Below are 25,400 nucleotides of genomic sequence, written 5' to 3' on the forward strand. Positions count from 1 at the left end.
AATGGAGATTCAGGAAAAGTCGCGTTACACTGCCTTTGCCACCAGACTTTGCCTGACGATGTGGGGTCTGCCGATGCCGAAAAAGGGAATCACGGGCCACGACGAGTGGGTGCTCACCGAGGCGCTGGCTACCGCGCTGGTCGCGCTGGAGCAGCTCGCGCCAAAGCACCAGCCGCGCGCGCATATGGACGACATCCGCAAGATGCTCGCCAGCGGCAAGGAGCCGGCGACGGTCAGCCTGCACCTCGCCCAGGCCAAATGCCGCCTGTTCCCCGACACCGATCCGCTCGAGATCTACCGGGAATACGGGATCGGCGAGGAATATGGCTGAGCGGTCCGCTCGTGAGTCCCCTTCCTGAAGACGTGAATTTTTCGAGATCGCTGCGCCCGGGAGGGGTGGTCGCACTTGCTGCGATTTCAATGGTTTGCCGGGATCGTTGTGACGGGCGTTTGCAGTCCCCTCAGATTGAGCTCAGCATAATGCTGGTCTCGGTATTCAAGATTCCATCGATCGTGCGCACCTTGCCCAATACACGATCGAAGTCGCTGAGCCCCGACGCGCGGATTTCCGCAATCAGATCCCAGCCGCCATTGGTCGTGTGAAGCGCGTGAAGTTCCGGAAGGCCCCGCAGCCGCCGGATCACCGCGGTCGTAGAGCGGCCCGCGACTTCGATCATCATGATCGCTCGGATCGTGTTTGCGTCGTAGTCCTGCCGGACCCGCAGCGTGAAGCCGAGCACGGCGCCGGATTCTAGAAGTCGGTCGAGCCGGCTCTGCACCGTGGCGCGCGACACGCCGAGAATGGTCGCAAGCTTCGAGATCGGAGCTCGTCCATCCTCCCGCAGGGCAGCGACCAGGCGATGGTCCAGATCATCTAGAATGTGCATTGCGCAAATTGCCATCAATGACCGTGCACAATGCGCAATATAGCACGGTAAATTGTCATCTATTCCCATTTTCTATGCAAATTGTGAAAATTAACACTGCTCCTCCCAAAGGAGCAAAAGATGGTCCGATTCGTCGGGGTAGAGAACATGTTGCGGCTGGTGCGCTCGATCGGCGTCGAGCCGTACCTGGTCGGTCTTTCGTCCTATATTGAAGAGGACTTCCGCCGCTGGACCGTCTTCGAGAAGACGCCGCGCCTGGCCAGCCATTCGCGCGATGGCGTCATCGAGCTGATGCCAACCAGCGACGGCAGGCTCTACGGCGTCAAATATGTCAATGGTCATCCCAAGAATACCCGGGCCGGACTTCAGACGGTGACGGCGTTCGGCTTCCTATCCGATGTCGATACCGGCTATCCCCGATTGCTCGCCGAAATGACGATCACGACGGCACTACGAACGGCCGCCACCTCGGCGCTCGCCGCCAAATATCTGGCCCGCGCTGACTCCCGAACAATGGCCATTATCGGCCTGGGGGCGCAGTCCGAGTTTCAGGCACTGGCTTTCAAATCGTTGCTCGGCATCCGCCATCTTCGCGTCTACGATATCGAGGCCGCGGCGACGCGAAAATTTATCGCCAATCTCGCATCCTTCGGCTTCGAGATCGAAGCCGCCCGAAGCGTGCACGAGGCGATCCTTGGCGCGGATATCATCACGACCGTGACTGCCGACAAACTCAAGGCGACCATCCTCTCCGACAACATGGTTGGCAGTGGCATCCATATCAACGCGGTCGGGGGCGATTGTCCTGGAAAGACAGAACTGCAACGCGAAATCCTGCTACGCAGTGACGTCTTCGTCGAGTTTCCCGAGCAGACGCGAATAGAGGGTGAAATCCAGCAGATGCCGCCGGACTTTCCGGTCACCGAGCTATGGCGAGTGATCGTCGGCGACGTGCGCGGACGAAGCTCGCGCGAGCAGATCACTATTTTTGATTCAGTGGGATTTGCGACCGAGGATTTCTCCGCGCTGCGCTTTCTGGACGATCTTGTCGACGGAACAGATTACTATGACGATATCGATCTGCTCGCCGAACCGGCCGATCCGCGCGATCTCTTCGGTTTGTTGTGCAAGAAGAGCAGCGATTTGCGCCGAGCTCGCAGTGCAGCAATTGTGCAAAAGCTCTCCGCGCAGGCGATTGCTGACTTGATTGGCGAGCACCCGCTCGTTGAATGAAATGCAGTCCGGCTCCAGTGCGCCCATTTTGCCTCGTGTCCAGGATGCTTTGGCCTTGGGTTCGGAGAGTGTGCACACAAACTGCGCAGAAAGGCGACTGCGGACCACATGAAAGAGACCATGTTGGTGCACATGGGACATCTCAATACGAGCCGGCATATTGGCCCGGCCTCCGCAAGGCGACATCGAACGGGTTGACCTTCTGTGCCAGCGCCTCGGCCTCGCGCCTGAGCACCTGGACCACAATCGGCAAGCGCTCCGAATTGAGCCGCTCGACTGTGCTGCCGATACTGATCGCGGCGAGCGGCCGTCGTTCGCGATCAAGGATAGCAACGGCAACACCAGCCATGCCCGGCAGAAGCCCGGTACCGCGCGCTGCGTAACCGTTCTCCCGCACTCGATCGATTTCATTGCGGAAGAACACCTCGTCGAACAGGCCGAAATTGAGGAGGCGCGGCAGGTTGAAACGGATCACCTCCTCACGCTCCGCCTCAGGCAGGTGAGCGAGGATGGCCATGCTGCCCTGCCCGACCCCAAGGATCACCTTGCCCCCGATATCGCCGGTGAAAGAGCGGATCGGCACCGGTCCTTCGCAGCGATCGAGGCAGACCGCATCATATCCACTGCGTACCAGGAGAAAGACCGTGTCCCCCAAAGCCGCCGACAGCCGCAACAGCGTCGGCCGGCAAACCTCGCGCAGATTGCCGGGGTTTCCGGCCCGGGCGGCAAGCGCAAAAAACTCGATGCTCAGTCGGTAATACTTGCTGCGCCCATCCTGCTCTACCAGGCCTTCGTCGATCAGCATGCGCAGCAATCTGTGCGCCGAGGCCGGTGTCAGTCCGGCCGTCTCGGCCGCATTCGTCAACCGCGTCCCCGCGCTGCCGCACGTGGCTAGCGCACGCAGCAAGGCGACGGCGCGCGGCAGACTTCCGGAAGGTCCAGCACTCGAAGTATCATCCATCAGATGAAAATATCCTCTCCGTCGCCGCCTTCAAATTACACATACCGAAAGAGTCGTGTCGGATGTTTGCACATATCGGAATATGGCATTGACATACCGCGGATCAAAGACCTGAATGGTGAGTAACGCCCTCGCTCTGGCAGTCCTGCTCCATGCGCGAACCGGTCTTGCGTGTCGAAGATCTTCGGACCGAATTTCGCATTCGTGCCGAATGGTATGCGGCCGTCGATGGGGTGTCCTTCGCGCTCGACCGCAACGAGACGCTGGCCCTGGTCGGCGAGTCCGGCTGCGGAAAGTCGGTCACGGCCCTCTCTATTATGGGTCTCGTGCCGCAACCGCATGGTCGCGTGCCGGCGGGCCGCATCCTGCTCGATGGCGTCGATCTGCGAACTCTTGATGAAGCGAAGTTCGAGGCTCTGCGCGGCGATCGCATGGCGATGATCTTTCAGGAGCCGATGACGAGCCTCAATCCGGTAATGAGCATCGGATCGCAGGTTGCCGAAGCGCTGCGCGTCCATCGCGGCCTGCCCCGGGCAGCCGCCGAGGCGAAGGCGCTCGCGGTTCTCGAAGAGGTGAAAATTCCGTCCGCCAAGCAGCGTTTCCACGATTATCCGCATCAATTCTCGGGCGGCATGCGCCAGCGCGTGATGATCGCGATGGCGCTCGCGTGCGAACCGACGCTGCTGCTCGCCGACGAACCGACGACCGCCCTCGACGTGACCATCCAGGCGCAGGTGCTCGGGTTGCTCGCCGATCTGAAGTCGCGGCACGGCATGGCCATGCTGTTCATCACGCATAATCTCGGCGTCGTTGCCCAGATCGCCGATCGCGTTGCGGTGATGTATGCGGGCCAGATTGTCGAAGAGGCGCCGGTGCACGAGATCTTCACAAAGCCCGCCCATCCCTATACGCGCGCGCTGTTCTCGGCTATCCCGCGCATGGATCGCGCGGAGCAGACTCTCGCCGCCATTCCCGGCCGCGTGCCGCCCCTCAACGACATGCCGAAGGGATGCCGTTTCGCGCCGCGCTGCCCGTTGCGCCGCGAAGGTTGCGAGACGCCGCAAGTTCTAGCCGCGGCTGCCCCACGGCATCTCGCCCGGTGTCATATCGCGACCAACACTTTTGCGAAGGAGCTTGCCCATGCTTGAGGCGGCCGGTCGCGTGGTGATGGTCTCTGGCGCTTCGCGCGGGATCGGCCGCGCCGTGGTGGAGCGCCTGGGCGCAGGCGGCTATCACGTCTCGGCCGGCGTGCGCGATACCCGCGGGCTGGTCGGATCCGACCGGCTGATGCTGCAGCGCTACGACGCCGAGTCGCTGGCCTCGGCGGAAGCATGGGTTGCGGCGACGATCGAGCGTTTCGGGCGCCTCGACGGCCTCATCAACGCTGCTGGAATCAATCCGGATGCCAATCTGACCGATCCGGACGAAACGGCGCTCGACGCCATGATGCTGATCAACGTCAAGGCGCCGATGCGGCTCATGCGACTCGCGCTGCCGCACCTCGCCGAGAGCGGCGAAGGACGCGTGATCAACGTCGCCTCGATGTCGGGCAAGCGCGTCCGCAATCCCAACGCCGGTTATGCAATGAGCAAGTTTGCGCTCATCGCGCTCACCCATGCCGTACGGCAATACGGCTGGGACCACGGCATCCGCGCGACCGCGATCTGCCCGAGCTTCGTTGCCACCGACATGACCGCGCATGTCACCAAATGGCCACGCGAGAAAATGAGCGACCCACGCGACATCGCCGAACTGATCGCGACGGTCCTGCGACTGCCAAACACCGCGACCATCGCCGAGTTGCTGGTCAATTGCCGGCTGGAGGACATGCTTTGAGATTGCAACGCCTGGCGGAGACCAATCGGGCCGCCGTGTCGTTCATGCTCGACGGTGCGCCCGTGGCCGCGCTCGAGGGTGACACTCTGCTCACGGCCATTCTCGCACAAGACGGCTACCTGCGTGCGAGCGAATTCGGCGATGGTCTGCGTGCGGGCTTTTGCCTGATGGGAGCGTGCCAGGATTGCTGGGTGAACGTCGAGGGAGGCGGCCGCGTGCGCGCCTGCACGACCCCAGTCGCAGAAGGCATGCACGTGTCACGCAGGATGGTGCAGCCATGAGTATCGTCATCGTCGGCGCCGGTCCGGCCGGCACACGCGCGGCCGAGGTTCTTGTCTGCGCAGGCCTGCGTCCAATCGTGATCGACGAAGCGCCGGAGAATGGCGGGCGTATCTATCAGCGCCAGCCCGCCGGATTCCAGCGCACCGCGCGTGCTCTCTACGGCTTTGAGGCTGCAAAGGCACAGGCCATACACGACACATTCGACCGGCTGCGGTCCTCGGTGGATTTCCGGCCACGAACACTCGCATGGAATTTGCGTTCCGGCGTGATCGACACGATCTGCGACGGAAGGGCGAGTGTCGTGCCGTTCGCGCAGACCATCCTTTGCACTGGTGCGATGGATCGGGTGATCCCGCTCCCGGGCTGGACACTGCCGGGGGTATTCACTCTGGGCGGATCGCAGATTTCACTGAAGGCGCAGGGCTGCGCCATCGGCGCGCGCGTTGCCTTTCTCGGAACTGGGCCCCTGCTTTATCTCGTCGCCTATCAATATGCCCGCGCCGGCGCGCAAATTGCGGCTGTGCTCGACACGACTCCGTTCGCCACGAAGGCAACACAGGCGTTCAGGCTGATGCGCGGCCGCGCAACTTTCGCCAAAGGCCTTTACTACATCGCCTGGCTGCGGGCGCACGGCATCCCCATCGTCGAGGGCGCAATACCGCTCGCGATCGAAGGCGACGGTCGAGTCGAATCGCTGAGCTGGCGCGATGCGCGCGGCTGCAAGCACGGGGCGGCAGTCGACGCCGTCGCGCTCGGCTTTGGGCTGAAACCGGAGGCGCAGCTTGCCGATCTCGCCGGCGTGCCGTTCGACTTCGATCCCGTGCAGCACAACTGGCAGCCCCGCAAGGACCAGAGCGGGCAAACATCCGTCGAAGGCGTGTTCCTTGCCGGCGACGGCAGCGGCATTCGCGGTGCCGATCTTGCCGAGGCAGCCGGCGCGCGAGCCGCCTGGGCGGTGCTGGCAGCGCGCGGTCTGCCGGTCGATGCGCGCGCAGTCGCGCGCCTCGATGCGAGACTGGCAGAAGGTGAAACCTTCCGCGCCGCATTGGAGCGCGCTTTTCCATTCCCAACAAAGCTCGCCGCAGACATGGCCGACGATACGATCCTTTGCCGCTGCGAAGTGATCACGGCGGGCGAATTGCGCGCAGCCGCGAACGAAGTCCTCGCGACGCTTCCGCCGTCGGAAGTCAATCGGGCCAAAGCCCTCACCCGCGTCGGCATGGGACGCTGCCAGGGGCGCGTCTGCGGCGCGGCCGCGGCCGAGGTGCTGGCGGCCACGATGTCCTGCCCGGTCGAGCAGGTTGGCCGCCTGCGCGGACAACCGCCCGTGAAGCCGATCCCCATTCTCCCCGCGGAGGCCGCATGAGCGCGACGTCCGCCGATGTGTTGATCGTGGGGGGCGGTGGCGCCGGCTGCTCCACGGCCCTGCATCTTGCAAAGCGTGGCGTGCGATGCATTCTGCTCGAACGCGGCCAGATCGGCGGGCAAGCCAGCGGCGTCAATTACGGCGGCGTACGCCAACAGGGCCGGCATCCGGCCGAATTGCCGCTCGCCCGCCGCGCGCGCGAAATCTGGGCACGGCTGCCGGAACTCATCGGCACCGACTGCGAATTCGAGGTGACGGGCCACCTCAAGCTTGCGCGCAACCAGGCCGAGGAAGCCGAGCTGATCGCTTATCTCGACGTCGCCAAAGCCAACGAACTTCCACTGATCATGATCGGAGGCAACGCCATCCATCAGCAATATCCCTGGCTGGGCCCCGACGTCGTGGCCGGCTCGTTCGCGCCAGACGACGGCGCCGCAAATCCCCGTCTGTTGAGCCCGGCTCTCGCACGGGCCGCGCGCGATGTGGGTGCCGAAATCCGTCAATTCACCCCGGTCAGCAAGCTGGCCCACGATGGCGCTGAGTTCATCGTGACGTCGGGCCACCACGAATTTCGTGCCCGATATCTCGTCAACACAGCCGGCTATTGGGGCGGCGCGGTCGCCGCGGCATTCGGCGAGCAGGTTCCGGTTTCGCCGCTCAACCCGAACATGCTCGTGACCGAGCCCCTGCCCTATTTCATTGCGCCCAATCTGGGCGTCGTCGGTGGCGACGTCTACCTGCGTCAAATCCGTCGGGGGAACGTGATCTTCGGCGGTGGTCGCGGACATTCCGATCCAGATGTTCCCTCGTCACGACCATCGCCCGAAGCAAGCGCCACAGCCATGGCGAAGGCGCTGCAGCTCGTGCCGCAGCTCGCCGGCACCCAGGTGATCCGGAGCTGGACCGGCATCGACGGCGAAACGCCGGACGATATTCCGGTCATCGGGCCGAGCCGCACGACGCCTGGCCTGTTTCATGCATTCGGATTCTCCGGTCACGGTTTCCAGCTTGGCCCGGCCATCGGAGCCATCATGAGCGAGCTGGTCCTCGACGGACACACGGATGTCCCGCTCGAGCCGTTCCGTATCGATCGTTTCGCAGAGAACGGATTGTTCAACCAGCAGGGACAGAGACATGACGCTTCGCATCACGCTTAGTGCGGCACTTGCGGCCGCCATCTTCATTGCAGTGCCCGCTTCGGCGGCGCCGAAGAGCGATCTGAAAGTCGGGATGGCTGCCCAGGACGTCGGCCAGCTCGATCCTCATCGTGCGGTCAGCACCATCGACCGCACCGTGGTTGCCTGGATGTATAACGGCCTCGTACGCTTCAAGCCGGGAACCATGGACCCGACGCTGATCGAGCCGGATCTCGCGGAGAAGTGGGAATCGAGTGCCGACAAGCTCGACTGGACTTTCCACTTGCGCCACGGCGTCAAGTTTCACGCCGACTTTGGCGAGCTGACCGCGGATGACGTCGTGTTCAGTCTCAAGAGAGCCAGCGACGCCAAGACCTCGGCCTTCTCCGCCGACTTCGCCGCGTTCAAGACCATCGAGGCAACGGACCCTCATACGGTCCACATCGTCCTGGCGCGCCAGGTGCCGAGCCTGCTCGGGTTGCTCACCAATTATTCCGGCGGCTACATCGTCAGCCGCAAGGCGGTCGAGAAGCATGGCGCGGACTTCACGCGCAATCCGGTCGGCACAGGCCCCTTCGCCTTCGTTTCCGACACCCCGAACCAGTCGCTCGAACTCGCGGCCTTCGACGGCTATTTCAGAGGCAAGCCGAAGCTCGAGCATGTAAGCTACCGCTACATTCCCTCCGACTCATCGCGCGACCTTGCCTTCCAGAACGGCGAGATCGACCTCATCTACGGCAAACAGGATCAGGCCTGGATCAACCGCATTCGCGCATTGCCGAACTCGGTCGTGGACGTCTTCGAACCCGGCGAACTGGCCAATCTCAATCTCAACATCACGGCGAAGCCACTCGACGACATCCGCGTGCGGCAGGCGATCGCCTATGCCGTCAACCGGCCGGAACTCGTCAAGTGGCAGGGCACCGATACCGCACGGCCCGGCCAGAGCGTGATTCCGGCGGGTTATCTCGGATTCTCGAAGGATGTCGGTCTCGTCAACACCGACGTCGCCAAGGCCAAGGCGCTGCTCAAGGACGCCGGCTATCCCGATGGCGTGACGATCAAGATCATCCACACGCAATTGCCGCAGATGCTGGGCAGCATGCAGGTCGTGCAGGCGCAGCTGCGCAAGGCAGGCATCAATCTCGACATCCAGGTCGTCGATCACGCCACCTTCCACCAGCAGATCCGCAAGGATCTGAGCCCGATCGTCTACTACGCAGCGGCGCGCTTTCCGGTGGCGGACATCTACCTGACGCAGTTCTTCCATTCGGCAAGCATCGTCGGAAAGCCGACGGCGGTCACCAATTTCAGCCACTGCGACGTGGCGGACAAGGAAATCGACGCCGCCAAGACCGAGACCGATACCGAAAAGCAAGTTGCACTCTGGGTCGAGGCCCAGAAGAAGATTGTTGCAGCGCTCTGCGCCGTTCCGCTGGCGGAGGCCTTGCAGATCTGGGCGCATCACACCGACCTCGACTACGGCTATGAGTTGAAGGCGTCGCTCTCGCTCGGTCCGCTCCTGACCGAAGCCACGCAATTCAAGTGAGGCAAGCGCGACCAAGCTAGGGGATCGCCCGGTGATTGGCTTCATCGTCCGCAGATTGCTGGCCTCGATACCGACGCTGCTCGCGGTATTGACGCTCGTCTTTCTTCTGGTGCGCGTGGTCCCCGGCGATCCGGCTATCGCCATCCTCGGCGATCGGGCCACCCCGGAAACGCTCGCGGCCCTGCGCGCCGAACTCGGCCTTGATCGCTGGATCGGCGCGCAATATTTCGAGTTCCTCGGTCACGCCTTGCGCGGCGATCTCGGCACCAGCATGGTCACGCATCGCGCGGTCTGGACCGAGATTGCCGATGCTTTGCCGCACACCATCGTGTTGACGCTGACTGCCATGGCGATCGGCTGCCTGATCGGCATTCCAGCCGGCGTCTGGGCTGCCCTCCACCGCAACGGTCCGATCGACGTGCTCACGCGCCTGCTGTCATTGCTCGGGTTGTCTTTTCCCGTGTTTGTTTCGGGTATTTTTCTCCTGATCGTCTTCGCGTTGCAACTGCACTTGTTTCCGGTGATCGGCAATCCGCGCCCGGGCGACTGGATCGACGGCCTGCACAAGCTCGTCCTGCCCGCGACGACCCTTGGCATCGTCATGGCGGCCTATGTCGTCCGCGTGACGCGCAGCTCGATGCTGCAGGTTCTTGGCGAGGATTACATTCGCACCGCGCGCGCGAAGGGTGTGCCACGGCGCGCCATCATCTGGCGCCACGGCTTGTCCAACGCCCTGATCCCGGTGGTCACCGTGGTCGGCCTCTATGTCGGCATCCTCATCGGCAATTCGGTGCTCACCGAAATCGTCTTCAATCGGCCCGGCCTCGGCAAGGTGATCGTCAGTGCGCTGACCCAGCGCGACTACACCATGTTGCAGGGCATGATGGTGATCTATTGCTTCCTGATCGTGGTGGTGAACCTGATCACCGACATCAGCTATGGCCTCATCGACCCGAGGGTTAAGCAATGACTGATGTGGCCCTTTCCGCACCGCGTTCGCCCTGGCGTGTGATGGCCGGCCGGCTCTTGAGCGACCCGACGACACTCGCCGGCGTCGTGCTCTGCGCGATCGTCGTCATCGGCGCGCTGCTCGCACCTTGGATTGCTCCTCGCGATCCCCTCGAACAGAATATTCTCGATCGCCTGGCGGGACCCGGTTTCGACTATCTGCTCGGCACCGACCAGTTCGGCCGTGACGTGCTGTCACGGCTACTGTGGGGGGCCCGGGTATCGCTACTGGTGTCCTTTCTCTCCATTGTCGGCGCCATCGTCGTCGGCGGTGCGATCGGCATGATCAGCGGCTATGTCGGCGGCCGTTTCGATCTCGTGACCATGCAGGTGATGGACGTCCTCCTGTCGTTTCCGAGCCTGATCCTAGGCATGATCATGGTGGCACTGCTTGGGTCGAGTGTCACCAATCTCATCATTGCCATTGCGCTCACTGCGATAGCCCCCTTCGCGCGCATTGCGAGAGCACCCGTCCTGGTGCTCAAGGAACGCGCCTTCATCGAGGCCGGCCGCGCGCTCGGGTTCTCGCACTTGCGCATTCTGCTGGTGCATGTGCTGCCGAACATCGTCACCGATCTCCTCGTCATGGGCACACTCTGGATGGCGACCGCAGTCCGCACCGAGGCCTCGCTGTCCTTCATCGGGCTCGGCGTCAAGCCGCCGACGCCGACCTGGGGCGGCATGATGCGGGACGGATTCGAGAACATTCTGGATTCGGCATGGCTGTGCATATGGCCGGGACTGGCCATTCTTGTCCTGGTGCTTGGACTGAACCTCCTGGGTGACGGCCTTTGCGACGTGACCGATCCGAAAGCGAACGCCCAATGACCGCGTCGCAAGCCCTGCTCGAGGTTCGTGACCTCGCCAAGCATTTCACGGTGACGAAGGGCTTTCCCCGCCCGATCACAACGAAAGTCCGCGCCGTCGACGGCGTCAGCTTCGTAGTCGCGCGCGGCGAGGCATTCGGCCTCGTCGGCGAGTCCGGCTGCGGCAAGTCGACTGTGGCGCGCGCCGTGCTGCGCCTGATTCCGCCTGATGCCGGTCGTGTGCGCTTCGCCGACATCGACGTGACCGGCGCCCATGGATCCATACTGCAGCGGCTGCGCCGTCGCATGCAAATCGTATTCCAGGACCCCTATTCGTCGCTCAATCCGCGACGCACGATCGGCCAGGCTTTGACCGAGCCGCTTGGCGTGCACGGCCTTGCCCGCGGTCGCGCCGCACGCGAACGCGCAATCGCATTGCTGGAGGAGGTTGGGCTGCCGCCGTCCGCCTACGACCGCCACCCGCACGAGTTTTCCGGGGGACAGCGTCAGCGCATCGGAATTGCTCGTGCGTTGTCCGTCGAGCCCGAGCTGATTGTTGCCGACGAGCCGGTGTCTGCGCTCGACGTTTCTGTGCAGTCGCAGGTGCTACTGTTGCTGAAGGATCTTCAGTCACGGCGTGGTCTGACATTCGTGTTCGTCAGTCACGATCTCGGTGTCGTGCGGTGGTTCTGCTCGCGCGTCGCGGTGATGTATCTCGGGCGCATTGTGGAGGACGGTTCGGTGGCACGCGTATTCGGCGCACCACGTCATCCCTACACCCGTATGCTGCGTGATGCTTCGCCGATCCCCGACCCGGGCATACGAGGCACACTGCCGCGCATCGTCGGCGAAATCCCCTCCGCCGCCAATCCGCCGGCAGGATGTCACTTTCATCCCCGTTGTCCCCGCGCGTCCGATGTATGCAGGACCGCGTATCCCGAATGGCAAGTTGATGCTGATGGAGGTGTCGCCTGTCACCACCCAGAGACCTGATCAGTCGTGGCAACAAGTGTTGACGATCCCTCCAGTTTCACCCTTGTTGCCCGTCGGAGTGAGCCGCTTGGTCGCGTGAAACTAGGGCGGCGCGGCGATCTTATCTGACCTTGCGCGCAAAGAATTTCTGGAATGCTGCGAGCGCCTCTGGCGAGCGCATGCGCTCCGCGAAGAAATGGTTCTCCTGGCCTATCCGGCGCTCGATCTCTTCGGTTGGGGGCTTCAGGAGCTTACGCGCGGCCGCGACCGCCTCCGCCGGCAGCGCGCAGATTTCGCGCGCGACTTTCTGCGCCTCGACGACGGCGTGCCCGGGCGCCACGATCTGATTGACCAGGCCGGCCTCCTTCGCGTCTTCCGCGCTCATCTCGCGGCCCATCACCAGCATAGAAAACGCGCGCTGATGCCCAACCATACGCGGCACGAGCAGGCTGGTGGCGCCATCGGGCAGGAGGCCATAGTGGATGTAGGGTGAGGAAAACGTCGTGGTCGTGCTCGCGATCACGTAGTCGCAATGCAACACCATGGTCATGCCGATGCCGATCGCAATGCCATCGACGGCGGCGATGATCGGCTTGGTGTTGTTAACCAGCGCCTGAAGGAAAGTGACCGAGTTGCGCGGCCGCGCGCCGTCGTCGGCTTCGGTCGCAGCTTTCAGGAAATCGCCGATGTCGTTGCCGGCGGTGAATACGCCCGAGCGGCCCGTGAGGATCAGGCAGCGGATCGCGGGATTGGATTGCGCGGCATTGATGGCATCGCTCATCGCCAGGTACATGTCCTGGGTCAACGTGTTCTTCTTCTCCGGCCGGCGCATCGTGATCATGCGGGTGGCGCCGTCGTCGGTGACGATGATGTGCTCGGTCATGACGCTTCCCTCGCAATCTCGTTCTCTTAGTCGAACTGGACCGGCTCAGATCCGGGGTAGGAATGAGCGACGAACTCGCAAAACGCGCGAGCTGCCGGAGAAAGATCCGCCTTGCTCTTCCAGGCAAGCCCGACATCCATGGTGTGGACATCGTCATCGAGCGTCTTCAGATCGATGCGATGTCCCTCGAGCGACCAGGGACGATAGACCATGTCCGAAAGGATGGTAATTCCCATGCCCGTCGCAACCATGCTGCGAACGGCCTCGACCGACAAGGTGCGGAAGATAACGTTCGGAACATGCGTCGTGTGCTGCCAGTAGCGCATTGCGGAGCGTTCGGCTTCGTCGACGGTCAACATCAGATAGGGTTCGCTCGCCAGATCCGCCAGTTTGATGCTGTCTCTGCGGAGGAGCGGATGATTGGCACAAGTCCACAAGCGACGCCGCGAGCGCAGCAACAGCCGTGAGCGAATGGAGTGCCGGTCATGCAGATTCGAAACGAGCATGACCGCAGCATCGACGCTGCCGCTGATCAGACTCTGCTCGATCGCATCGCGCTGAAATTCGTGCAGGCGTACCGTTATACCTGGAAACGAACGCCAGAAGCGGGACAACAGCGGCGGCAGGAAATATCCGGCAACGGTATAGCTGACGGCCACGTCGACTATGCCGTCAACCTGCGTTCCCCAGCGATGCGGGCCGCGCATCGCATCTGAAACACTCGCCTCGATGGCGCGGGCGCGTTGCAAAAACTCCTGTCCGTCGAAGGTCAACGTCACGCCGTTCGAGTGACGGTCGAATAGCTTGCGGCCAAGCTCGGCTTCCAGCATCTTGATCGAGGCTGTAACCGCCGACTGCGAGACGTTCAGAGCAGCTGCGGCCGCCGAAACGCGTCCGGTTTCGGCCGTGGCGATGAAATGCCGAACCTGACGGAACGTCAGAGACATCAAATTTTCCGATATCAGTGAACGATATTTCGAATTTTACAATCACCCGGTGGAACGGAAAAATCAATCCATCGGTTCGCGGGTGAGAAGGCATTAAGATGATGTCCGGTGGCTTGGAGTTGGTCGCTCGCGATGTCAGCGTCCAATTCGAAGGCTTGAAAGCGTTGTCCGGCGTTACCCTGACCGTACCGCGGGGGCGCATCACCGGGCTGATCGGCCCCAATGGCGCCGGCAAAACCACTCTTATTAATGTACTTACAGGTTTTCAGCCGGTCGGCATCGGTAGCATCGAACTTGAAGGCGAGCCGCTCAATGGCATTGCGGCGCACAAGTTGCGACGCAAAGGCGTAGCGCGGACTTTCCAGTCGGGCCGACTTTTCCGTGATCTGCCGGTGATAGACAACCTGGAGGTGACCGGCGTCGGTCTCGGCCAGGCTCGTCGCGACGCGATCGCGGAGGCCGAGCGGGTTCTGGCCTGGCTCGGCATTTCGCACCTGGCGAGCACCATCGCGGGCGCCCTGCCCTACACGGACGAGCGGCGTGTCGCCGTCGGCCGCGCTATCATGTGCACGCCGCGCTATCTGCTGCTCGACGAGCCGGCGGCGGGCATGTCCGAACATGAGAGCCACGAACTCGCCACGATTATCCGGCGGATCGCGGATGAGCTCAACGTCGGCGTACTCCTGATCGAGCACAATATCGGCCTCGTGCTCGAACTCTGCGAGCGCATCTTCGTCCTCGACTCCGGCGAAATCATCGAAGTCGGCACACCCGCAGAGATCCGCGATAGCGACGCCGTGCGACATGCCTATATGGGTACGCAACGCGACGAGTTGATTCCGCCGATCGTCGCTGAAGAGGCGGTCGCATCATGACGTTGCTCGCCGTCGACGACATCACGGTCAGCTACGGGCGCTTGACGGCGCTGCGTGGGGTCACGCTGAAAATCGACGAAGGCGAAGTCTTGTTCGTGACTGGCCCGAACGGCGCCGGCAAATCGACCCTGCTCAATGCGATTGCGGGCGTCGTGCCGGCGGGCTCGGGCTCCATCATGATCGATGGCGCAACGGTCACCGGCACCTCGCCGGAAGAAATTGCCCGGCGCGGATTCTCGCTGGTGCCGGAGGGACGCAACGTCTTCGGCGGCCTGACGGTCGAGGAGAATCTGAAGGTCGGCACCGGCATGCGGACCGACCGGAAGAAGATCGCGGACGATCTGGCGTCCGTCTACGACGAATTCCCGATGCTAGCCGAGCGCCGCCACACCCCGGCCGGCATGCTCTCCGGCGGCCAGCAGCAGATGCTCGTCATCGGTCGCGCACTGATGGCCGCACCGCGCATCATGGCGATCGACGAGCCGTCGCTCGGCCTTGCGCCAAAGATCATCGACCAGGTCTACGAGATCCTGGTACGGCTGCGCGCGCAGCGCAAGCTCACCCTCCTTATCGTCGAGCAAAGCTCGACCCGCGCCATGATGACCGGTGGACGGATGGTTCTGATCCGCGGGGGGCGCATCGTTCTGGAGGGCGCCGCCACAGACATGATCAAGGACGATCGACTGAAGCAGGCCTATTTCGGCTTCGGAGATCACTGAGATGACGGACATCCTGCAGATCGTCTTCGACGCGCTGAGCCTCGGCAGCCTTTACGCGCTGGGGGCGCTCGGCATCGCTCTGATCTTCGGCGTCATGCGGCTGGTCAATTTCGCCCACGGCGATTTCATCGCCTTTTGCGTGTTCGCAATGCTGTGGCCCTCGGTCGACGCGGCGGCGATCGTATTTGCCGGCCAACTGCCGTCCTATCTGCTAATCCCGCTTCTGCTCCTGATCGGCGCGGTGCTGTCGATACTGTCGGAGATCGTGGTCTTCCGCCGCTTCCGCAACACCAATCCGGCGACGATGATGATCGCATCCTTTGCTCTCGGCTTCGTCATCCGGCATCTCCTGCTGATGCTGTATTCGAGCCGGCCGAAATCGATCACGCTGTGGCCGAGCCTGGGCCTGCCGGTCGAATTCCTCGGCGCCCACATCCCGATGCTCCAGGTCGTGACCATCATCATCACGCTGGTCGTACTCGTCGTGCTCGTCCTGTTCCTCAAGCGCACGCGCTATGGGCTGGAGATGCGCGCGGCGGCGGAGAATTTCACCATGGCCCGCATGCTTGGGGTTCGCGCCAATGGCGTGATCCTGCTGGCTTTCGCCATCAGCGGCATGCTGGCCGCGGCGATCGGCCTGATCCTGGCCACCAACTCCGGCACCGCCGATATCAGTATGGGAGCCAACGTGATGCTGATCGCCTTCATCGCAACCGTGATCGGCGGCCTCGGCAGCATTCCGGGTGCCGTTGCGGCCGGATTCCTGATCGGCGCGGCGAGTGTCGTGTTCCAGGCGACGTTGCCTCATGACGCCCGCGTGTTCCGCGATGCCTTCGTCTACGGCGCCGTCATCGTCGTGCTCCTGGTGCGGCCACAGGGCCTGTTCGCACCGAAATCAGCCAAGCAGAGAGTTTGATCGAATGTCGACGCGGCCATCCGTCATCCGGCAGACGATCGTGACTCCGATCATCCTGATCGTAGCGCTGCTCATCATGGCCGCCCTCGCCTATCAATTCGGCAGCCGGGCCTTCAATCGCACCGCCGTCGAGATGTTCATCAACATCATGGTCGTCGTCGGCCTCTACGTCTTCGTCGGCAATTCGGGCCTGCTGTCATTCGGCCATATCAGCTTCATGTGCCTCGGCGCCTACATGACCGCCTGGCTCGCCATCCCGCCGGTGATGAAGTCGATCACGCTCAAGGGACTGCCGGCTTGGCTGCTGCACACGCAACTACCGATGTGGGTGGCGACCCCAATCTCGGGCGTGTTCGCGGCGCTGTTCGCGCTGATCATCGGACGCGTGATCATGCGCCTGTCGGGCATAGCCGCCTCGATCGCGACTTTCGGCCTGCTCGGCGTCGTCAACAACGTCTATTCGAATTGGGACTCCGTGACGGGTGGACAGGGCTCGATCGTCGGCATTCCGCCAACCATGAACGTCTGGATTGGGTGGCTCGGTGCCGCGATTGCGATCGTAATCGCCTATCTCTATTCGATCTCGCGCTCGGGACTTGCGCTTCGCGCCACGCGCGACGAGGCCGTCGCCGCGAGCGCCTCCGGCATCGACGTCGTCCGCGAGCGGCTGATCGCCTTCGTCGTCAGCGCCTTCATCATCGGGCTCGCCGGCGCGCTCTATGCACACTTCCTCAGCATCGTGAATCCTGGCGCGTTTTATCTGCGGACGACCTTTGTCACGCTGTCAATGCTGGTGGTCGGCGGCATGTACAGCCTCAGCGGGGCCGTCTCGGGCGTAGTCGTGATGTCGTTGCTGATCGATCTGTTCCGCAATCTCGAGAGGGGCATCAGCCTCGGCGGCCACACCATCGCATTGCCGAATGGCGTCCAGGAGATCGCGATCGGCATCATCACCATTGTGATCCTGATGTACCTGCCCACGGGACTAACCCGCAACCAGGAATTCTCCTGGCGCGGATGGCCGTTGCAGCGGCGTCTGGCTCGCCCCGTCCAGACGGCGCTGAAGGAACTGAACTGACGTTCGTTTGCTCAATTGGAGGAGTGGCTCATGCGTTTTACGACAATACTCAGTGTTCTGGCGGGAGCGACTGCGCTCTGCTTCACGCCCGCCCAGGCGGCCGACGAGATCGTCGTCGGCTTTGCGACCGCGGCATCCGGATTCATGCAGGCCTATGACAAGCCGGCGCAGGATGCGGCTCTGATCAGGATCGATGAGATCAACAAGGCCGGCGGGCTGCTCGGCAAGAAGATCAAGCCTGTCTTCGCCGACACCAAGACCGACCAGGCCGAGGGCGCCAAAGCTGGTCTTGCGGTGCTCGACCAGGGCGCCGACCTCGTCATTGTCTCTTGCGACTACGATTTCGGCGCGCCCGCGGCGCTGCAGGCCCAGGCAGCCGGCAAAGTCTCCTTCTTCCTCTGCGCAGAGTCGATCAAGGCCGGCATTCCCGGCGTCGGCCCGTTCTCGTTCTCAGCCTCGGTGCTGGCGGCGGTCCAGGGCGCGACCATGGCGGAATGGGCCTACAACAAGAAGAATGCGCGCAACTTCTACCGGCTGCTCGATAGCTGGACCGTCTACAACAAGGGGATTTGCGACGGCTTCGACTGGCAGATGCCGCACCTGAAGGAGGCCAAGCTCGTCGGCAGCGATACTTTCAAGAACGATGACGCCTCGATCGCCTCGCAAATTACGCGCATCAAAAGCCTACCGAAGGAACCGGACGCCATCATGCTCTGCACGATGATGCCGGGCGCCGTATCCGCCATCAAGCAGATCCGCGCCGCCGGCATCAAGTCGATGATCCTGAACGGCTCCGGCGTCGACGGCAGCTATTGGCTGAACGCCACACCGGATCTGTCGAACTTCTACGTTCCGGTACAGGGCTCGGTCTATGGCGACGATCCCAATCCCAAGGTCAACGAGTTCAACAAGAAGTACAAGGAAGTCACCGGCGGCGATCCGTCGAGCCAGTACGTCTATCCCGGCTACGTCCTGATCGACGTCTGGGCCAAGGCGGTCGAACGCGCCAAGTCTACCGACGCGCCGGCGGTCGTTGCCGAACTCGAGAAGATGACCAACGAACCGACGCTGTTCGGGCCTCGCACCTTCACCAAGGACATCCACCATCAGAACCAGGGTCGTTACCTGATCGTCGACACCGAGGCCGGCAAGCCGAAGGTGGTCGATCAGTGGACGATCTCGGAGAAGATTCCGCTCGACTATCTGGTGTCCAAGTAAACCGGCAATGCGCCGTCCGGGGTACGCCATGCGGACCCCGGACGACCTTGCTTCTTCGTCTGCAAAGTCGTTGGGAGGAAATGGAGAGATGGTCGTGATCAACTGCGACATGGGCGAGGCCTACGGCCTCTACAAGATGGGCGACGACAAGGCACTGATGCCCCATATCGACGTCGCTAACGTCGCTTGCGGCTTTCATGCCTCCGACTTCAATCACATGCGCAAGACGGTGCAACTAGCCAAGGAGTTCGGCGTCAAGGTCGGCGCGCACCCCTCGCTACCCGACTTGCAGGGTTTCGGCCGCAGGGAGATGAAAATCAGCCGCGAGGAGCTGGCCAACTGCCTGCTCTATCAGATCGGAGCCCTCAAGGCGTTTCTCGACGCCGAGGGCATGGCCCTCAACCACATCAAACCGCACGGCGCCCTCTATGGCATGGCGTCGCGCAACGAGGAGATCGCTGAAGCCGTAGCCGATGCCGCCGACGTCTATAAGGTGCCACTGCTCGGCATGAAGGGAACGCTGCATCAAACGGTCTATGAGCGCCGCGGCCACACCTTCGTCGCCGAATATTATGCCGACCTCGATTACAACGCCGACGGCAGCCTCATCATCACCCGCGAGCACGAGGCCAAGGACCCCGTCGATGCCGCCTCACGGTGCACGCGCGCCGTGAGCGAAGGCAAGACGCGGACAGTGGCCGGAAACGACATCACGGTCGGCGCCGATTCGATCTGCATCCATTCCGACACGCCCAACGCAGTCGCGATCGCGGAGGCCGTTCGCGAGGCGGTCCGTCCCTATCTCACTGCGCGCTGAGCCAGTGCGCCAACAATCGAAGCAATCACGTCACGAGGAATCCATGGCAACCCAACAGATCTTCTCGCCGCTTCCGGGCATCTTCTATCGCAAGCCAGCCCCCGACAAGCCGGCCTACAAGAACGACGGCGACGTGGTCGCAGACAGCGACACGATCGGGCTCATCGAGGTGATGAAGTCGTTCAACGAGGTGAAGGCTGGCGCCGCCGGCAAGATCCTGCGGTTCCTCGCCGAGAACGAGGAGCCCGTGATGGCCGGTCAAGCGATCGCCGAAATCGACACTTGAGGCTCACCGCATCTCCATGCCGATCAAAAAGCTCCTCATAGCCAATCGAGGCGAGATCGCAGTGCGCATCATCCGCGCAGCGCGCGAGCTCGGCATTGCGACCGTGCAGGTCTATAGCAAGGCCGACAAGGACTCGCTCGCTGTCCGGCTCGCCGACGAGTCGATCGAGATCGGCCCGCCCCAAGCTTCAAAGTCATACCTCAATCAGGCGACCATCCTTGCTGCCGCCAAGACCTCTGGCGCCGATGCCATCCATCCCGGCTACGGCTTCTTGGCCGAGAACGCCGAATTCGCCGGGGCTGTCGAAGCATCAGGCCTGATCTTCGTTGGTCCGACCGCGCAATCGATCCGGCTGATGGGAGACAAGGTCGCGGCGCGGGAAGCTGCAGCCTCGGCCGGCGTTCCCACTGTCCCTGGCAGCCGCGGTCGCCTGGAATCGATTGACGACGCTTTCGCGCTTGTCGGCAAGACGGGCTTTCCCGTCATGATCAAGGCGGCAGCCGGCGGCGGTGGGCGCGGCATCCGCATCGCGCGATCGGCCGAGGAATTCCGTCATCTGATGCCGCAGGCCCAGGCCGAAGCGCTCGCCGCGTTCGGCGATGGTGGGCTGTACGTCGAGAAGCTGGTCGAAGGCGCGCGGCACATAGAGGTGCAGGTGCTCGGTGACGGGCACGACGTCATTCATTGCTTCGAGCGCGAATGCTCCTTGCAGCGACGTCGCCAGAAGGTTTGGGAAGAGGCCCCCTCGCCTTCGCTGGCTGCAGCCGTCCGGGAAAAACTTTGCGCTTCTGCTGTTGCGCTGGCCAAAGCGGTCAACTACCGCGGCGCCGGAACGCTCGAATATCTCTACGACGACAGGACGCATGAATTCTATTTTCTCGAGATGAACACCCGCATCCAGGTCGAGCATCCCGTCACAGAGATGATCACCGGCATCGATCTCGTGGGCGAGATGATCCGGATCGCCGGCGGCGAGCGCCTACGCTTGCGCCAGGACGAGGTGTGCGTCAGCGGCCATTCGATCGAGGTCCGCATCAATGCCGAGGATCCCTCGAAGAACTTCCTGCCGAACCCGGGAACCGTCAGCGCGCTCGACGTACCCGGCGGCGACGGCGTGCGCTTCGACAGCATGCTCTATCAGGGCTACACCGTACCACCTTTCTACGACAGCCTGCTCGCCAAGCTGATCGTGCATGACAGAGATCGAGCGAGCGCGATCCGAAAGCTCGAGCGCGCCCTTGCCGAGCTCAATGTCGAGGGCCTGGCGACGACGAAGTCGCTGCATCAGGCGCTTACCCGCGACGCCGACGTGCAGGCCGGACGCTTCCATACAGCCTGGCTCGAACCTTGGCTGGACTCCCATGCCGCGACGCTTGCGGCGCCGTTACCGACGGCAAAGGCTGCCCCATGATCACGAGAGAACCCGCCCCGTCAGCAACAGGAGGCCGCTAGTCATGCAAACCCGATTTTCCTTTGGCGGTGATGAGCACATCTTCGCCGAAGTCGGCGAAGCGATGTCGCTGGAGGCTTTCTTCAAGAGCCTCTTCGTCACCAATGCGGTGCGTGACGCCAAGATCAAGGGAGTGACCGAGATCTGTCCGGCGAATGCATCCTATCAAATCAAGTTCGACCCTGATCAGATCAAGCCCGACGATCTCCTTACCGAGCTGAAGCGGCTGGATACGGGATCCGAGAAGTCCGAGCCGGTGATCAAGACGCGGATCATCGAGATCCCCGTGCTCTACAACGATCCCTGGACGCACGAGACCCTGATGCGCTTCCGAGAACGGCACCAGGATCCGAACGGGACCGACCTCGAATACGCCGCGCGCATCAACGGGCTCGATGGCGTCGATGCCTTCATCAAGGCGCATTCGAGCTCGCCCTGGTTCGTCTCAATGGTCGGCTTCGTCGCAGGCCTACCCTTCCTCTACCAGATGGTGGAGCGCAAGCGGCAGCTTCAGGCGCCGAAATATCTGCGGCCACGCACGGACACGCCAAAGCTCACCGTGGGGCACGGCGGATGCTTCAGTTGCATTTATTCGGTGCGCGGTGCTGGCGGCTACCAGATGTTCGGCATCACGCCGATGCCGATCTACGATCCCAATCAGAAGATCAGCTATCTGCGCGACTTCATGTGCCTGTTCCGACCGGGCGACATCGTGAAGTGGAAGCCGATCGACCGGGCAGCCTATGACGCAGCAGTCGCCGACGTCGATGGCGGCCGCTTCGCGCCGGTCATCCGCGACGTCTCGTTCTCGCTGACCGAGTTCAACCGCGACATTGATGCCTACAACCGCAAGCTCGATGGAGTCCTCCATGGCCATTAAGGTTTTGAAGCCGGGTCTGGCGACCACCGTCCAGGACCTTGGGCGCCCCGGGTATTATCACATCGGCATCCCGCTCTCCGGCGGCATGGACCGTCACGCGCTCGCGGCCGCCAATTTACTCGTCGGCAACCCGGAAGGTGCGGCCGTGCTCGAAGCAGTGTTCATGGGACCGGAACTCGAATTCACCGAGGACGCCACGGTCGCGATCGCCGGCGCCGAGCTGCCGCCGAAGCTTGATGGCGAGCCGCGCGAGACCTGGACCAGCTTCAAGGTGAAGCGCGGCCAGATCCTCTCGTTCGACTTCCTCAAGCAGGGCGCGCGCGGCTACATTGCGGTCGCCGGCGGCATCGATGTTCCCGTCGTTCTCGGCTCGCGCTCGACCTATGCACTCGGCGCGCTCGGCGGCTTCAAGGGCCGAAAGCTCGAAGCCGGCGACGAGCTGCCGGTCGGCAAGGCCGCAGCAACCGTGAAAGATGGCCGCACGGTCGCGAAGGACCTGCGCGGCCAGCCGGCCGGCATGCCGACTGAGTTGCGCGCCATGCCGGGGCTCTACTGGCATCGCATCACCGAGGCCGCCGGCAACGCCTTCTTCTCCGACACCTGGAAGGTTGCTCCAGAAGCGGATCGCATCGGCTACCGCTTCAAGGGCGGCAAATCACTCGAATTCGTGCCGCGTGAGCCGCCGTTCGGCGCCGGCTCGGATCCCTCCAACATCACCGATGCCTGCTATCCCTATGGCTCGATCCAGGTGCCCGGGGGCACCGAGCCGATCGTGCTGCATCGTGACGCAGTCTCGGGCGGCGGTTATTTCATGGTCGGCACCGTCATCGCGGCAGACATGGATTTGATCGGCCAGCTCCAGCCCAACACGCCGGTCAAGTTCGTCAAGGTCGGCATGGATCAGGCGCTTGCAGCTCGCAAGAACCGGGCGGAGTTGCTGGGCAAGCTCCGGGCAGCCCTGGCGTAGTCGCCGGAGGCCGCATGATCTGACAGCGCCCCGGCCGGCACCGGTCGGGGCGAACAGATGTGTTTGCTTCCACATTCGCGGCTGGTGGCCGTCCTGGCAAACTCCCCTTCGGCATGAGAGTTGCAGCGGACGCGCTTGGGCTGAGAAACACCAGACATGAGCTATGCAAACATCGGAACAACCGCGATGTCCGTTTCTCTGAAACAGATCCGCTATTTCGTCGCCGCTGCCGAGACTGGACGCATCAGCCAGGCGGCCATGGACCTCAACGTCTCGCAATCGGCCGTGACCGCGGCAATCCAGCAGCTTGAAGCAATCGTTTGCGCGCGCCTTCTGGAGCGCACGCCGAACGGCGTAACCGTTACGATGGAGGGCAGTCGCTTCCTGTCTCAAGGCCGCCAGATTCTGGCTGCGGTCGCCGAAGCGGTGCGGAGCACGCATATGTCAGCGGGTCCACTCTTCGGGACGGTGCGCGTCGGCGTGACCTACACGGTGTCCGGCTATTTCCTGCCGCGCCACCAGATGCGCTTCCAGGCGAGCTTTCCCGGCATCACCATCGAGCTGTTCGAGGCGCCGCGCGACGTGCTCGAACGTGCACTCGTCGACGGCGCGCTCGATCTGGCGGTGATGCTGGTCTCCAACCTGCGCGACAATGCCATGCTCGTCAGCGAGACCTTATTGCGCTCGCCGCGCCGGCTGTGGCTTGCACCTGAGCATCCACTGACCCGCGCCGAGCGGGTGCATCTCTCGGAGATCGCGACCTATCCCTACGTCATGCTCACCGTCGACGAGGCCAAGCACACCTCGATGCGCTATTGGACCCATGCGGCGCTCGAACCGAAAACTGTCTTCCGCACCTCCTCCGTCGAAGCTGTGCGCTCCATGGTTGCGGGCGGCATGGGTATCGCCATTCTGTCCGACCTGATCTACCGGCCCTGGTCGCTGGAAGGGCAGCGGATCGAGACCCGCGTTATCGAGGATGAGGTTCCCAGCATGGATGTGGGCCTCGCTTGGCGGCGCGACACCAAACTCTCGGAGGCCGCCAAGGCGTTCCTCGATTTCATGCGCTTTGCGGTTGCCGGCGTCGGTCCGGCCAGGCCCCCGGTCAGCTTAGACCATCGGCATCGGGCCGAGGAGGCGATCGAAATCTAAGATATCTGTTTTCCGTATTTGTTCGACTTGACGCCGTCCGGCTGCCCTCGCCACACTCGCGCGGGGACACGACAACCGGAGGCACAGCCGGCGGCGGGAGTGAGACATGCAAATCACCTACGCGACCACCGACATTCCGTTGCAAGCCCGGCGTCAGTACTGGCAGGACGTCGTCTCCAGGACTTATTTCTCGCTGGACCTGCGCTTTCCGAGCCGCAGTGACTTCAGCGCCAGTCTCGGTGCCTGGTCCATGGGGCCGGTCTCCGTATCCCGAAACATCGCGAACGGTCTGCTCTACAAGCGCCACGAGCGGCATCTCCAGAATGCGGGGGACGAATCCTTCCTGATTACCGTGCCAGAGCTCGCCGAAATTCGCTTCGAGCAGGACGGCAAGGATGTGCGCTGCCGGCCTGGCGCCTTCGTGATCGAGCGCAGCCACCTACCTTACGAATTCAGCCACCATGATCCAGCGGCGCTGTGGGTGCTGAAAATCCCGAGCGCGGTCCTGCGTGCACGTATCTCGCGCCCAGAACGGCTTGCCACGCTGCAATTCGATGCCAACCGCAGCGTCGGTGCGCTGTTCGTCGACACACTGCGACTTGCCGGCGAGCGCATTGGCGAGATGGACGAGACGGCGCGCACGATGATGGGCAAGCACCTTATCGAACTCGTGGCCATGGCCATCGAGTCCGACGACCGCGTGCTGACCGGGCACTCCTCGTCGGTGCGCAACGGCCACCTGCTGCGCTGTGAGCATTTCATTCGTACTCGCCTCGAGGACATGCGGCTCACGCCCCAGATGATCGCCGATGGTTGCGGCATCTCGCTTCGATATCTGCACCAGATTTTCGAGGGCGAGGGTATGACCGTCTGCGCCTATATCCGCAACCAGCGTCTTTCGATGTGCGACGCACTGCTGCGCGATCCCAATTGCCGAAAGAGCATTTCGGAAATTGCTTATCAGTGGGGCTTCGCCGACCAGGCACAATTCAGCCGCAACTACCGCGGCCGTTTTGGCCGTACACCGAGCGAGGCGCGAGCGACCTCGCGCGCTTCCAATTCCTGAAAACAACGTCACCTGTGTCCAGTTGACCGATTTCTAAAGCGGGATGGGGTTAGGTTGAATCGATTTGGGATTCCCAAATCAGCTTGCTTCTGATTCACCATGCTGGCTGG

General features: G+C 62.8%; 26 protein-coding genes and 1 pseudogene. 23 read left to right on the forward strand and 4 right to left on the reverse strand.

Going from position 1 to position 25,400, the window contains the following annotated elements; translation table 11 throughout:
* Nucleotides 1-73: 73 nt before the first annotated feature.
* A complete protein-coding gene (locus tag SO140_RS29530; RefSeq protein WP_449379936.1) occupies nt 74-331 on the forward strand; it encodes a hypothetical protein in 258 nt (85 codons plus the stop codon).
* Between the two features lie 130 nt (nt 332-461).
* Here SO140_RS29530 and SO140_RS29535 read toward each other — a convergent pair whose 3' ends face one another.
* Complete coding sequence (locus SO140_RS29535; RefSeq protein WP_449379991.1) at nt 462-887, reverse strand: Lrp/AsnC family transcriptional regulator; 426 nt, start codon at nt 885-887, stop codon at nt 462-464.
* A gap of 120 nt (nt 888-1,007) precedes the next feature.
* Between SO140_RS29535 and ocd the strand changes: the two are divergent.
* A pseudogene (ocd, locus tag SO140_RS29540) lies at nt 1,008-2,018 on the forward strand (ornithine cyclodeaminase); the annotation flags it as partial.
* Between the two features lie 244 nt (nt 2,019-2,262).
* On the opposite strand, the gene SO140_RS29545 reads toward ocd, so the two are convergent.
* The gene (locus SO140_RS29545) at nt 2,263-3,081 is read right to left on the reverse strand and encodes an IclR family transcriptional regulator (RefSeq protein ID WP_449379935.1); all 819 of its coding nucleotides are present in this window, start codon (nt 3,079-3,081) and stop codon (nt 2,263-2,265) included.
* Nucleotides 3,082-3,233: 152 nt separating this feature from the next.
* On the opposite strand from SO140_RS29545, the gene SO140_RS29550 reads away from it, so the two are divergent.
* From SO140_RS29550 to SO140_RS29590, 9 genes are read left to right on the forward strand one after another with little or no spacing between them, the layout of a single operon-like run.
* Nucleotides 3,234-4,229: an ABC transporter ATP-binding protein gene (locus tag SO140_RS29550; protein WP_449379934.1), complete on the forward strand. Its 996-nt coding sequence runs from the start codon at nt 3,234-3,236 to the stop codon at nt 4,227-4,229.
* A complete protein-coding gene (locus SO140_RS29555; protein ID WP_449379933.1) occupies nt 4,222-4,917 on the forward strand; it encodes an SDR family NAD(P)-dependent oxidoreductase in 696 nt (231 codons plus the stop codon). The genes SO140_RS29550 and SO140_RS29555 overlap by 8 nt, the downstream gene beginning before the upstream one ends.
* Nucleotides 4,918-4,961: 44 nt before the next feature.
* The gene (locus SO140_RS29560; RefSeq protein ID WP_449379990.1) at nt 4,962-5,198 is read left to right on the forward strand and encodes a (2Fe-2S)-binding protein; all 237 of its coding nucleotides are present in this window, start codon (nt 4,962-4,964) and stop codon (nt 5,196-5,198) included.
* Entirely contained in the window at nt 5,195-6,565 is a 1,371-nt protein-coding gene (locus tag SO140_RS29565) for an FAD/NAD(P)-dependent oxidoreductase (RefSeq protein ID WP_449379932.1), read from the forward strand. Before SO140_RS29560 ends, SO140_RS29565 begins: the two co-directional genes overlap by 4 nt.
* The gene (locus SO140_RS29570) at nt 6,562-7,722 is read left to right on the forward strand and encodes an NAD(P)/FAD-dependent oxidoreductase (protein ID WP_449379931.1); all 1,161 of its coding nucleotides are present in this window, start codon (nt 6,562-6,564) and stop codon (nt 7,720-7,722) included. The genes SO140_RS29565 and SO140_RS29570 overlap by 4 nt, the downstream gene beginning before the upstream one ends.
* Complete coding sequence (locus SO140_RS29575) at nt 7,700-9,250, forward strand: ABC transporter substrate-binding protein (RefSeq protein WP_449379930.1); 1,551 nt, start codon at nt 7,700-7,702, stop codon at nt 9,248-9,250. The genes SO140_RS29570 and SO140_RS29575 overlap by 23 nt, the downstream gene beginning before the upstream one ends.
* A 31-nt stretch (nt 9,251-9,281) precedes the next feature.
* Entirely contained in the window at nt 9,282-10,220 is a 939-nt protein-coding gene (locus SO140_RS29580; RefSeq protein WP_449379929.1) for an ABC transporter permease, read from the forward strand.
* Nucleotides 10,217-11,086, forward strand: coding sequence for an ABC transporter permease (locus SO140_RS29585; RefSeq protein WP_449379928.1), 870 nt, complete (start codon nt 10,217-10,219; stop codon nt 11,084-11,086). Before SO140_RS29580 ends, SO140_RS29585 begins: the two co-directional genes overlap by 4 nt.
* Nucleotides 11,083-12,057, forward strand: coding sequence for an ABC transporter ATP-binding protein (locus SO140_RS29590; RefSeq protein WP_449379927.1), 975 nt, complete (start codon nt 11,083-11,085; stop codon nt 12,055-12,057). Before SO140_RS29585 ends, SO140_RS29590 begins: the two co-directional genes overlap by 4 nt.
* Nucleotides 12,058-12,157: 100 nt before the next feature.
* Here the strand turns inward: SO140_RS29590 and SO140_RS29595 are convergent, their stop codons facing one another.
* Together SO140_RS29595 and SO140_RS29600 are read right to left on the reverse strand one after the other, a co-directional pair.
* Entirely contained in the window at nt 12,158-12,919 is a 762-nt protein-coding gene (locus SO140_RS29595; RefSeq protein ID WP_449379926.1) for an enoyl-CoA hydratase-related protein, read from the reverse strand.
* A gap of 26 nt (nt 12,920-12,945) precedes the next feature.
* Nucleotides 12,946-13,866, reverse strand: a complete 921-nt coding sequence (locus tag SO140_RS29600; RefSeq protein WP_449379925.1) for a LysR substrate-binding domain-containing protein — start codon at nt 13,864-13,866, stop codon at nt 12,946-12,948.
* Between the two features lie 98 nt (nt 13,867-13,964).
* Here SO140_RS29600 and SO140_RS29605 point away from each other — a divergent pair, with 98 nt between their 5' ends.
* From SO140_RS29605 to SO140_RS29660, 12 genes are all read left to right on the forward strand, one after another.
* Nucleotides 13,965-14,741, forward strand: a complete 777-nt coding sequence (locus SO140_RS29605; protein ID WP_449379924.1) for an ABC transporter ATP-binding protein — start codon at nt 13,965-13,967, stop codon at nt 14,739-14,741.
* Entirely contained in the window at nt 14,738-15,460 is a 723-nt protein-coding gene (locus tag SO140_RS29610; protein WP_449379923.1) for an ABC transporter ATP-binding protein, read from the forward strand. The genes SO140_RS29605 and SO140_RS29610 overlap by 4 nt, the downstream gene beginning before the upstream one ends.
* Before the next feature lies 1 nt (nt 15,461).
* On the forward strand, nt 15,462-16,376 hold the full coding sequence (locus SO140_RS29615; RefSeq protein WP_449379922.1) for a branched-chain amino acid ABC transporter permease: 915 nt from the start codon (nt 15,462-15,464) through the stop codon (nt 16,374-16,376).
* 4 nt (nt 16,377-16,380) lie between these two features.
* Nucleotides 16,381-17,454, forward strand: a complete 1,074-nt coding sequence (locus tag SO140_RS29620) for a branched-chain amino acid ABC transporter permease (RefSeq protein WP_449379921.1) — start codon at nt 16,381-16,383, stop codon at nt 17,452-17,454.
* Between the two features lie 30 nt (nt 17,455-17,484).
* Complete coding sequence (locus tag SO140_RS29625; protein WP_449379920.1) at nt 17,485-18,672, forward strand: ABC transporter substrate-binding protein; 1,188 nt, start codon at nt 17,485-17,487, stop codon at nt 18,670-18,672.
* An 88-nt stretch (nt 18,673-18,760) separates the two neighbouring features.
* Nucleotides 18,761-19,489 (forward strand): 5-oxoprolinase subunit PxpA, encoded by a 729-nt coding sequence (gene pxpA / locus SO140_RS29630; RefSeq protein WP_449379919.1) that lies wholly within the window; start codon nt 18,761-18,763, stop codon nt 19,487-19,489.
* A gap of 43 nt (nt 19,490-19,532) precedes the next feature.
* Complete coding sequence (locus SO140_RS29635) at nt 19,533-19,775, forward strand: acetyl-CoA carboxylase (RefSeq protein ID WP_449379918.1); 243 nt, start codon at nt 19,533-19,535, stop codon at nt 19,773-19,775.
* 16 nt (nt 19,776-19,791) lie between these two features.
* Nucleotides 19,792-21,186 carry an acetyl-CoA carboxylase biotin carboxylase subunit gene (locus SO140_RS29640; protein ID WP_449379917.1) on the forward strand — a complete coding sequence of 465 codons (1,395 nt, stop codon included), beginning with the start codon at nt 19,792-19,794 and terminating at the stop codon, nt 21,184-21,186.
* 43 nt (nt 21,187-21,229) lie between these two features.
* Nucleotides 21,230-22,105 (forward strand): 5-oxoprolinase subunit B family protein, encoded by an 876-nt coding sequence (locus SO140_RS29645; protein WP_449379916.1) that lies wholly within the window; start codon nt 21,230-21,232, stop codon nt 22,103-22,105.
* Nucleotides 22,095-23,072, forward strand: coding sequence for a 5-oxoprolinase subunit C family protein (locus SO140_RS29650; protein ID WP_449379915.1), 978 nt, complete (start codon nt 22,095-22,097; stop codon nt 23,070-23,072). Before SO140_RS29645 ends, SO140_RS29650 begins: the two co-directional genes overlap by 11 nt.
* A 186-nt stretch (nt 23,073-23,258) precedes the next feature.
* A complete protein-coding gene (locus SO140_RS29655; RefSeq protein WP_449379989.1) occupies nt 23,259-24,224 on the forward strand; it encodes a LysR family transcriptional regulator in 966 nt (321 codons plus the stop codon).
* A gap of 106 nt (nt 24,225-24,330) precedes the next feature.
* Complete coding sequence (locus SO140_RS29660) at nt 24,331-25,290, forward strand: AraC-like ligand-binding domain-containing protein (protein WP_449379914.1); 960 nt, start codon at nt 24,331-24,333, stop codon at nt 25,288-25,290.
* Nucleotides 25,291-25,400 lie beyond the last annotated feature (110 nt).

The organism is Bradyrhizobium sp. UFLA05-108, from assembly GCF_059803455.1.

What these genes read in the sequence shown, in the direction of transcription:
- SO140_RS29590 (WP_449379927.1), top strand. Translation starts at nt 11,083, where the DNA reads ATGACCGCGTCGCAAGCCCTGCTCGAGGTTCGTGACCTCGCCAAGCAT.
- pxpA (WP_449379919.1), top strand. Translation starts at nt 18,761, where the DNA reads ATGGTCGTGATCAACTGCGACATGGGCGAGGCCTACGGCCTCTACAAG.
- SO140_RS29595 (WP_449379926.1), bottom strand. Translation starts at nt 12,919, where the DNA reads ATGACCGAGCACATCATCGTCACCGACGACGGCGCCACCCGCATGATC.
- SO140_RS29655 (WP_449379989.1), top strand. Translation starts at nt 23,259, where the DNA reads ATGTCCGTTTCTCTGAAACAGATCCGCTATTTCGTCGCCGCTGCCGAG.
- SO140_RS29570 (WP_449379931.1), top strand. Translation starts at nt 6,562, where the DNA reads ATGAGCGCGACGTCCGCCGATGTGTTGATCGTGGGGGGCGGTGGCGCC.
- SO140_RS29555 (WP_449379933.1), top strand. Translation starts at nt 4,222, where the DNA reads ATGCTTGAGGCGGCCGGTCGCGTGGTGATGGTCTCTGGCGCTTCGCGC.
- SO140_RS29660 (WP_449379914.1), top strand. Translation starts at nt 24,331, where the DNA reads ATGCAAATCACCTACGCGACCACCGACATTCCGTTGCAAGCCCGGCGT.
- SO140_RS29560 (WP_449379990.1), top strand. Translation starts at nt 4,962, where the DNA reads ATGCTCGACGGTGCGCCCGTGGCCGCGCTCGAGGGTGACACTCTGCTC.
- SO140_RS29600 (WP_449379925.1), bottom strand. Translation starts at nt 13,866, where the DNA reads ATGTCTCTGACGTTCCGTCAGGTTCGGCATTTCATCGCCACGGCCGAA.
- SO140_RS29530 (WP_449379936.1), top strand. Translation starts at nt 74, where the DNA reads ATGCCGAAAAAGGGAATCACGGGCCACGACGAGTGGGTGCTCACCGAG.
- SO140_RS29565 (WP_449379932.1), top strand. Translation starts at nt 5,195, where the DNA reads ATGAGTATCGTCATCGTCGGCGCCGGTCCGGCCGGCACACGCGCGGCC.
- SO140_RS29620 (WP_449379921.1), top strand. Translation starts at nt 16,381, where the DNA reads ATGTCGACGCGGCCATCCGTCATCCGGCAGACGATCGTGACTCCGATC.
- SO140_RS29650 (WP_449379915.1), top strand. Translation starts at nt 22,095, where the DNA reads ATGGCCATTAAGGTTTTGAAGCCGGGTCTGGCGACCACCGTCCAGGAC.
- SO140_RS29610 (WP_449379923.1), top strand. Translation starts at nt 14,738, where the DNA reads ATGACGTTGCTCGCCGTCGACGACATCACGGTCAGCTACGGGCGCTTG.
- SO140_RS29645 (WP_449379916.1), top strand. Translation starts at nt 21,230, where the DNA reads ATGCAAACCCGATTTTCCTTTGGCGGTGATGAGCACATCTTCGCCGAA.
- SO140_RS29550 (WP_449379934.1), top strand. Translation starts at nt 3,234, where the DNA reads ATGCGCGAACCGGTCTTGCGTGTCGAAGATCTTCGGACCGAATTTCGC.
- SO140_RS29585 (WP_449379928.1), top strand. Translation starts at nt 10,217, where the DNA reads ATGACTGATGTGGCCCTTTCCGCACCGCGTTCGCCCTGGCGTGTGATG.
- SO140_RS29605 (WP_449379924.1), top strand. Translation starts at nt 13,965, where the DNA reads ATGATGTCCGGTGGCTTGGAGTTGGTCGCTCGCGATGTCAGCGTCCAA.
- SO140_RS29615 (WP_449379922.1), top strand. Translation starts at nt 15,462, where the DNA reads ATGACGGACATCCTGCAGATCGTCTTCGACGCGCTGAGCCTCGGCAGC.
- SO140_RS29635 (WP_449379918.1), top strand. Translation starts at nt 19,533, where the DNA reads ATGGCAACCCAACAGATCTTCTCGCCGCTTCCGGGCATCTTCTATCGC.
- SO140_RS29535 (WP_449379991.1), bottom strand. Translation starts at nt 887, where the DNA reads ATGCACATTCTAGATGATCTGGACCATCGCCTGGTCGCTGCCCTGCGG.
- SO140_RS29545 (WP_449379935.1), bottom strand. Translation starts at nt 3,081, where the DNA reads ATGGATGATACTTCGAGTGCTGGACCTTCCGGAAGTCTGCCGCGCGCC.
- SO140_RS29625 (WP_449379920.1), top strand. Translation starts at nt 17,485, where the DNA reads ATGCGTTTTACGACAATACTCAGTGTTCTGGCGGGAGCGACTGCGCTC.
- SO140_RS29575 (WP_449379930.1), top strand. Translation starts at nt 7,700, where the DNA reads ATGACGCTTCGCATCACGCTTAGTGCGGCACTTGCGGCCGCCATCTTC.
- SO140_RS29640 (WP_449379917.1), top strand. Translation starts at nt 19,792, where the DNA reads ATGCCGATCAAAAAGCTCCTCATAGCCAATCGAGGCGAGATCGCAGTG.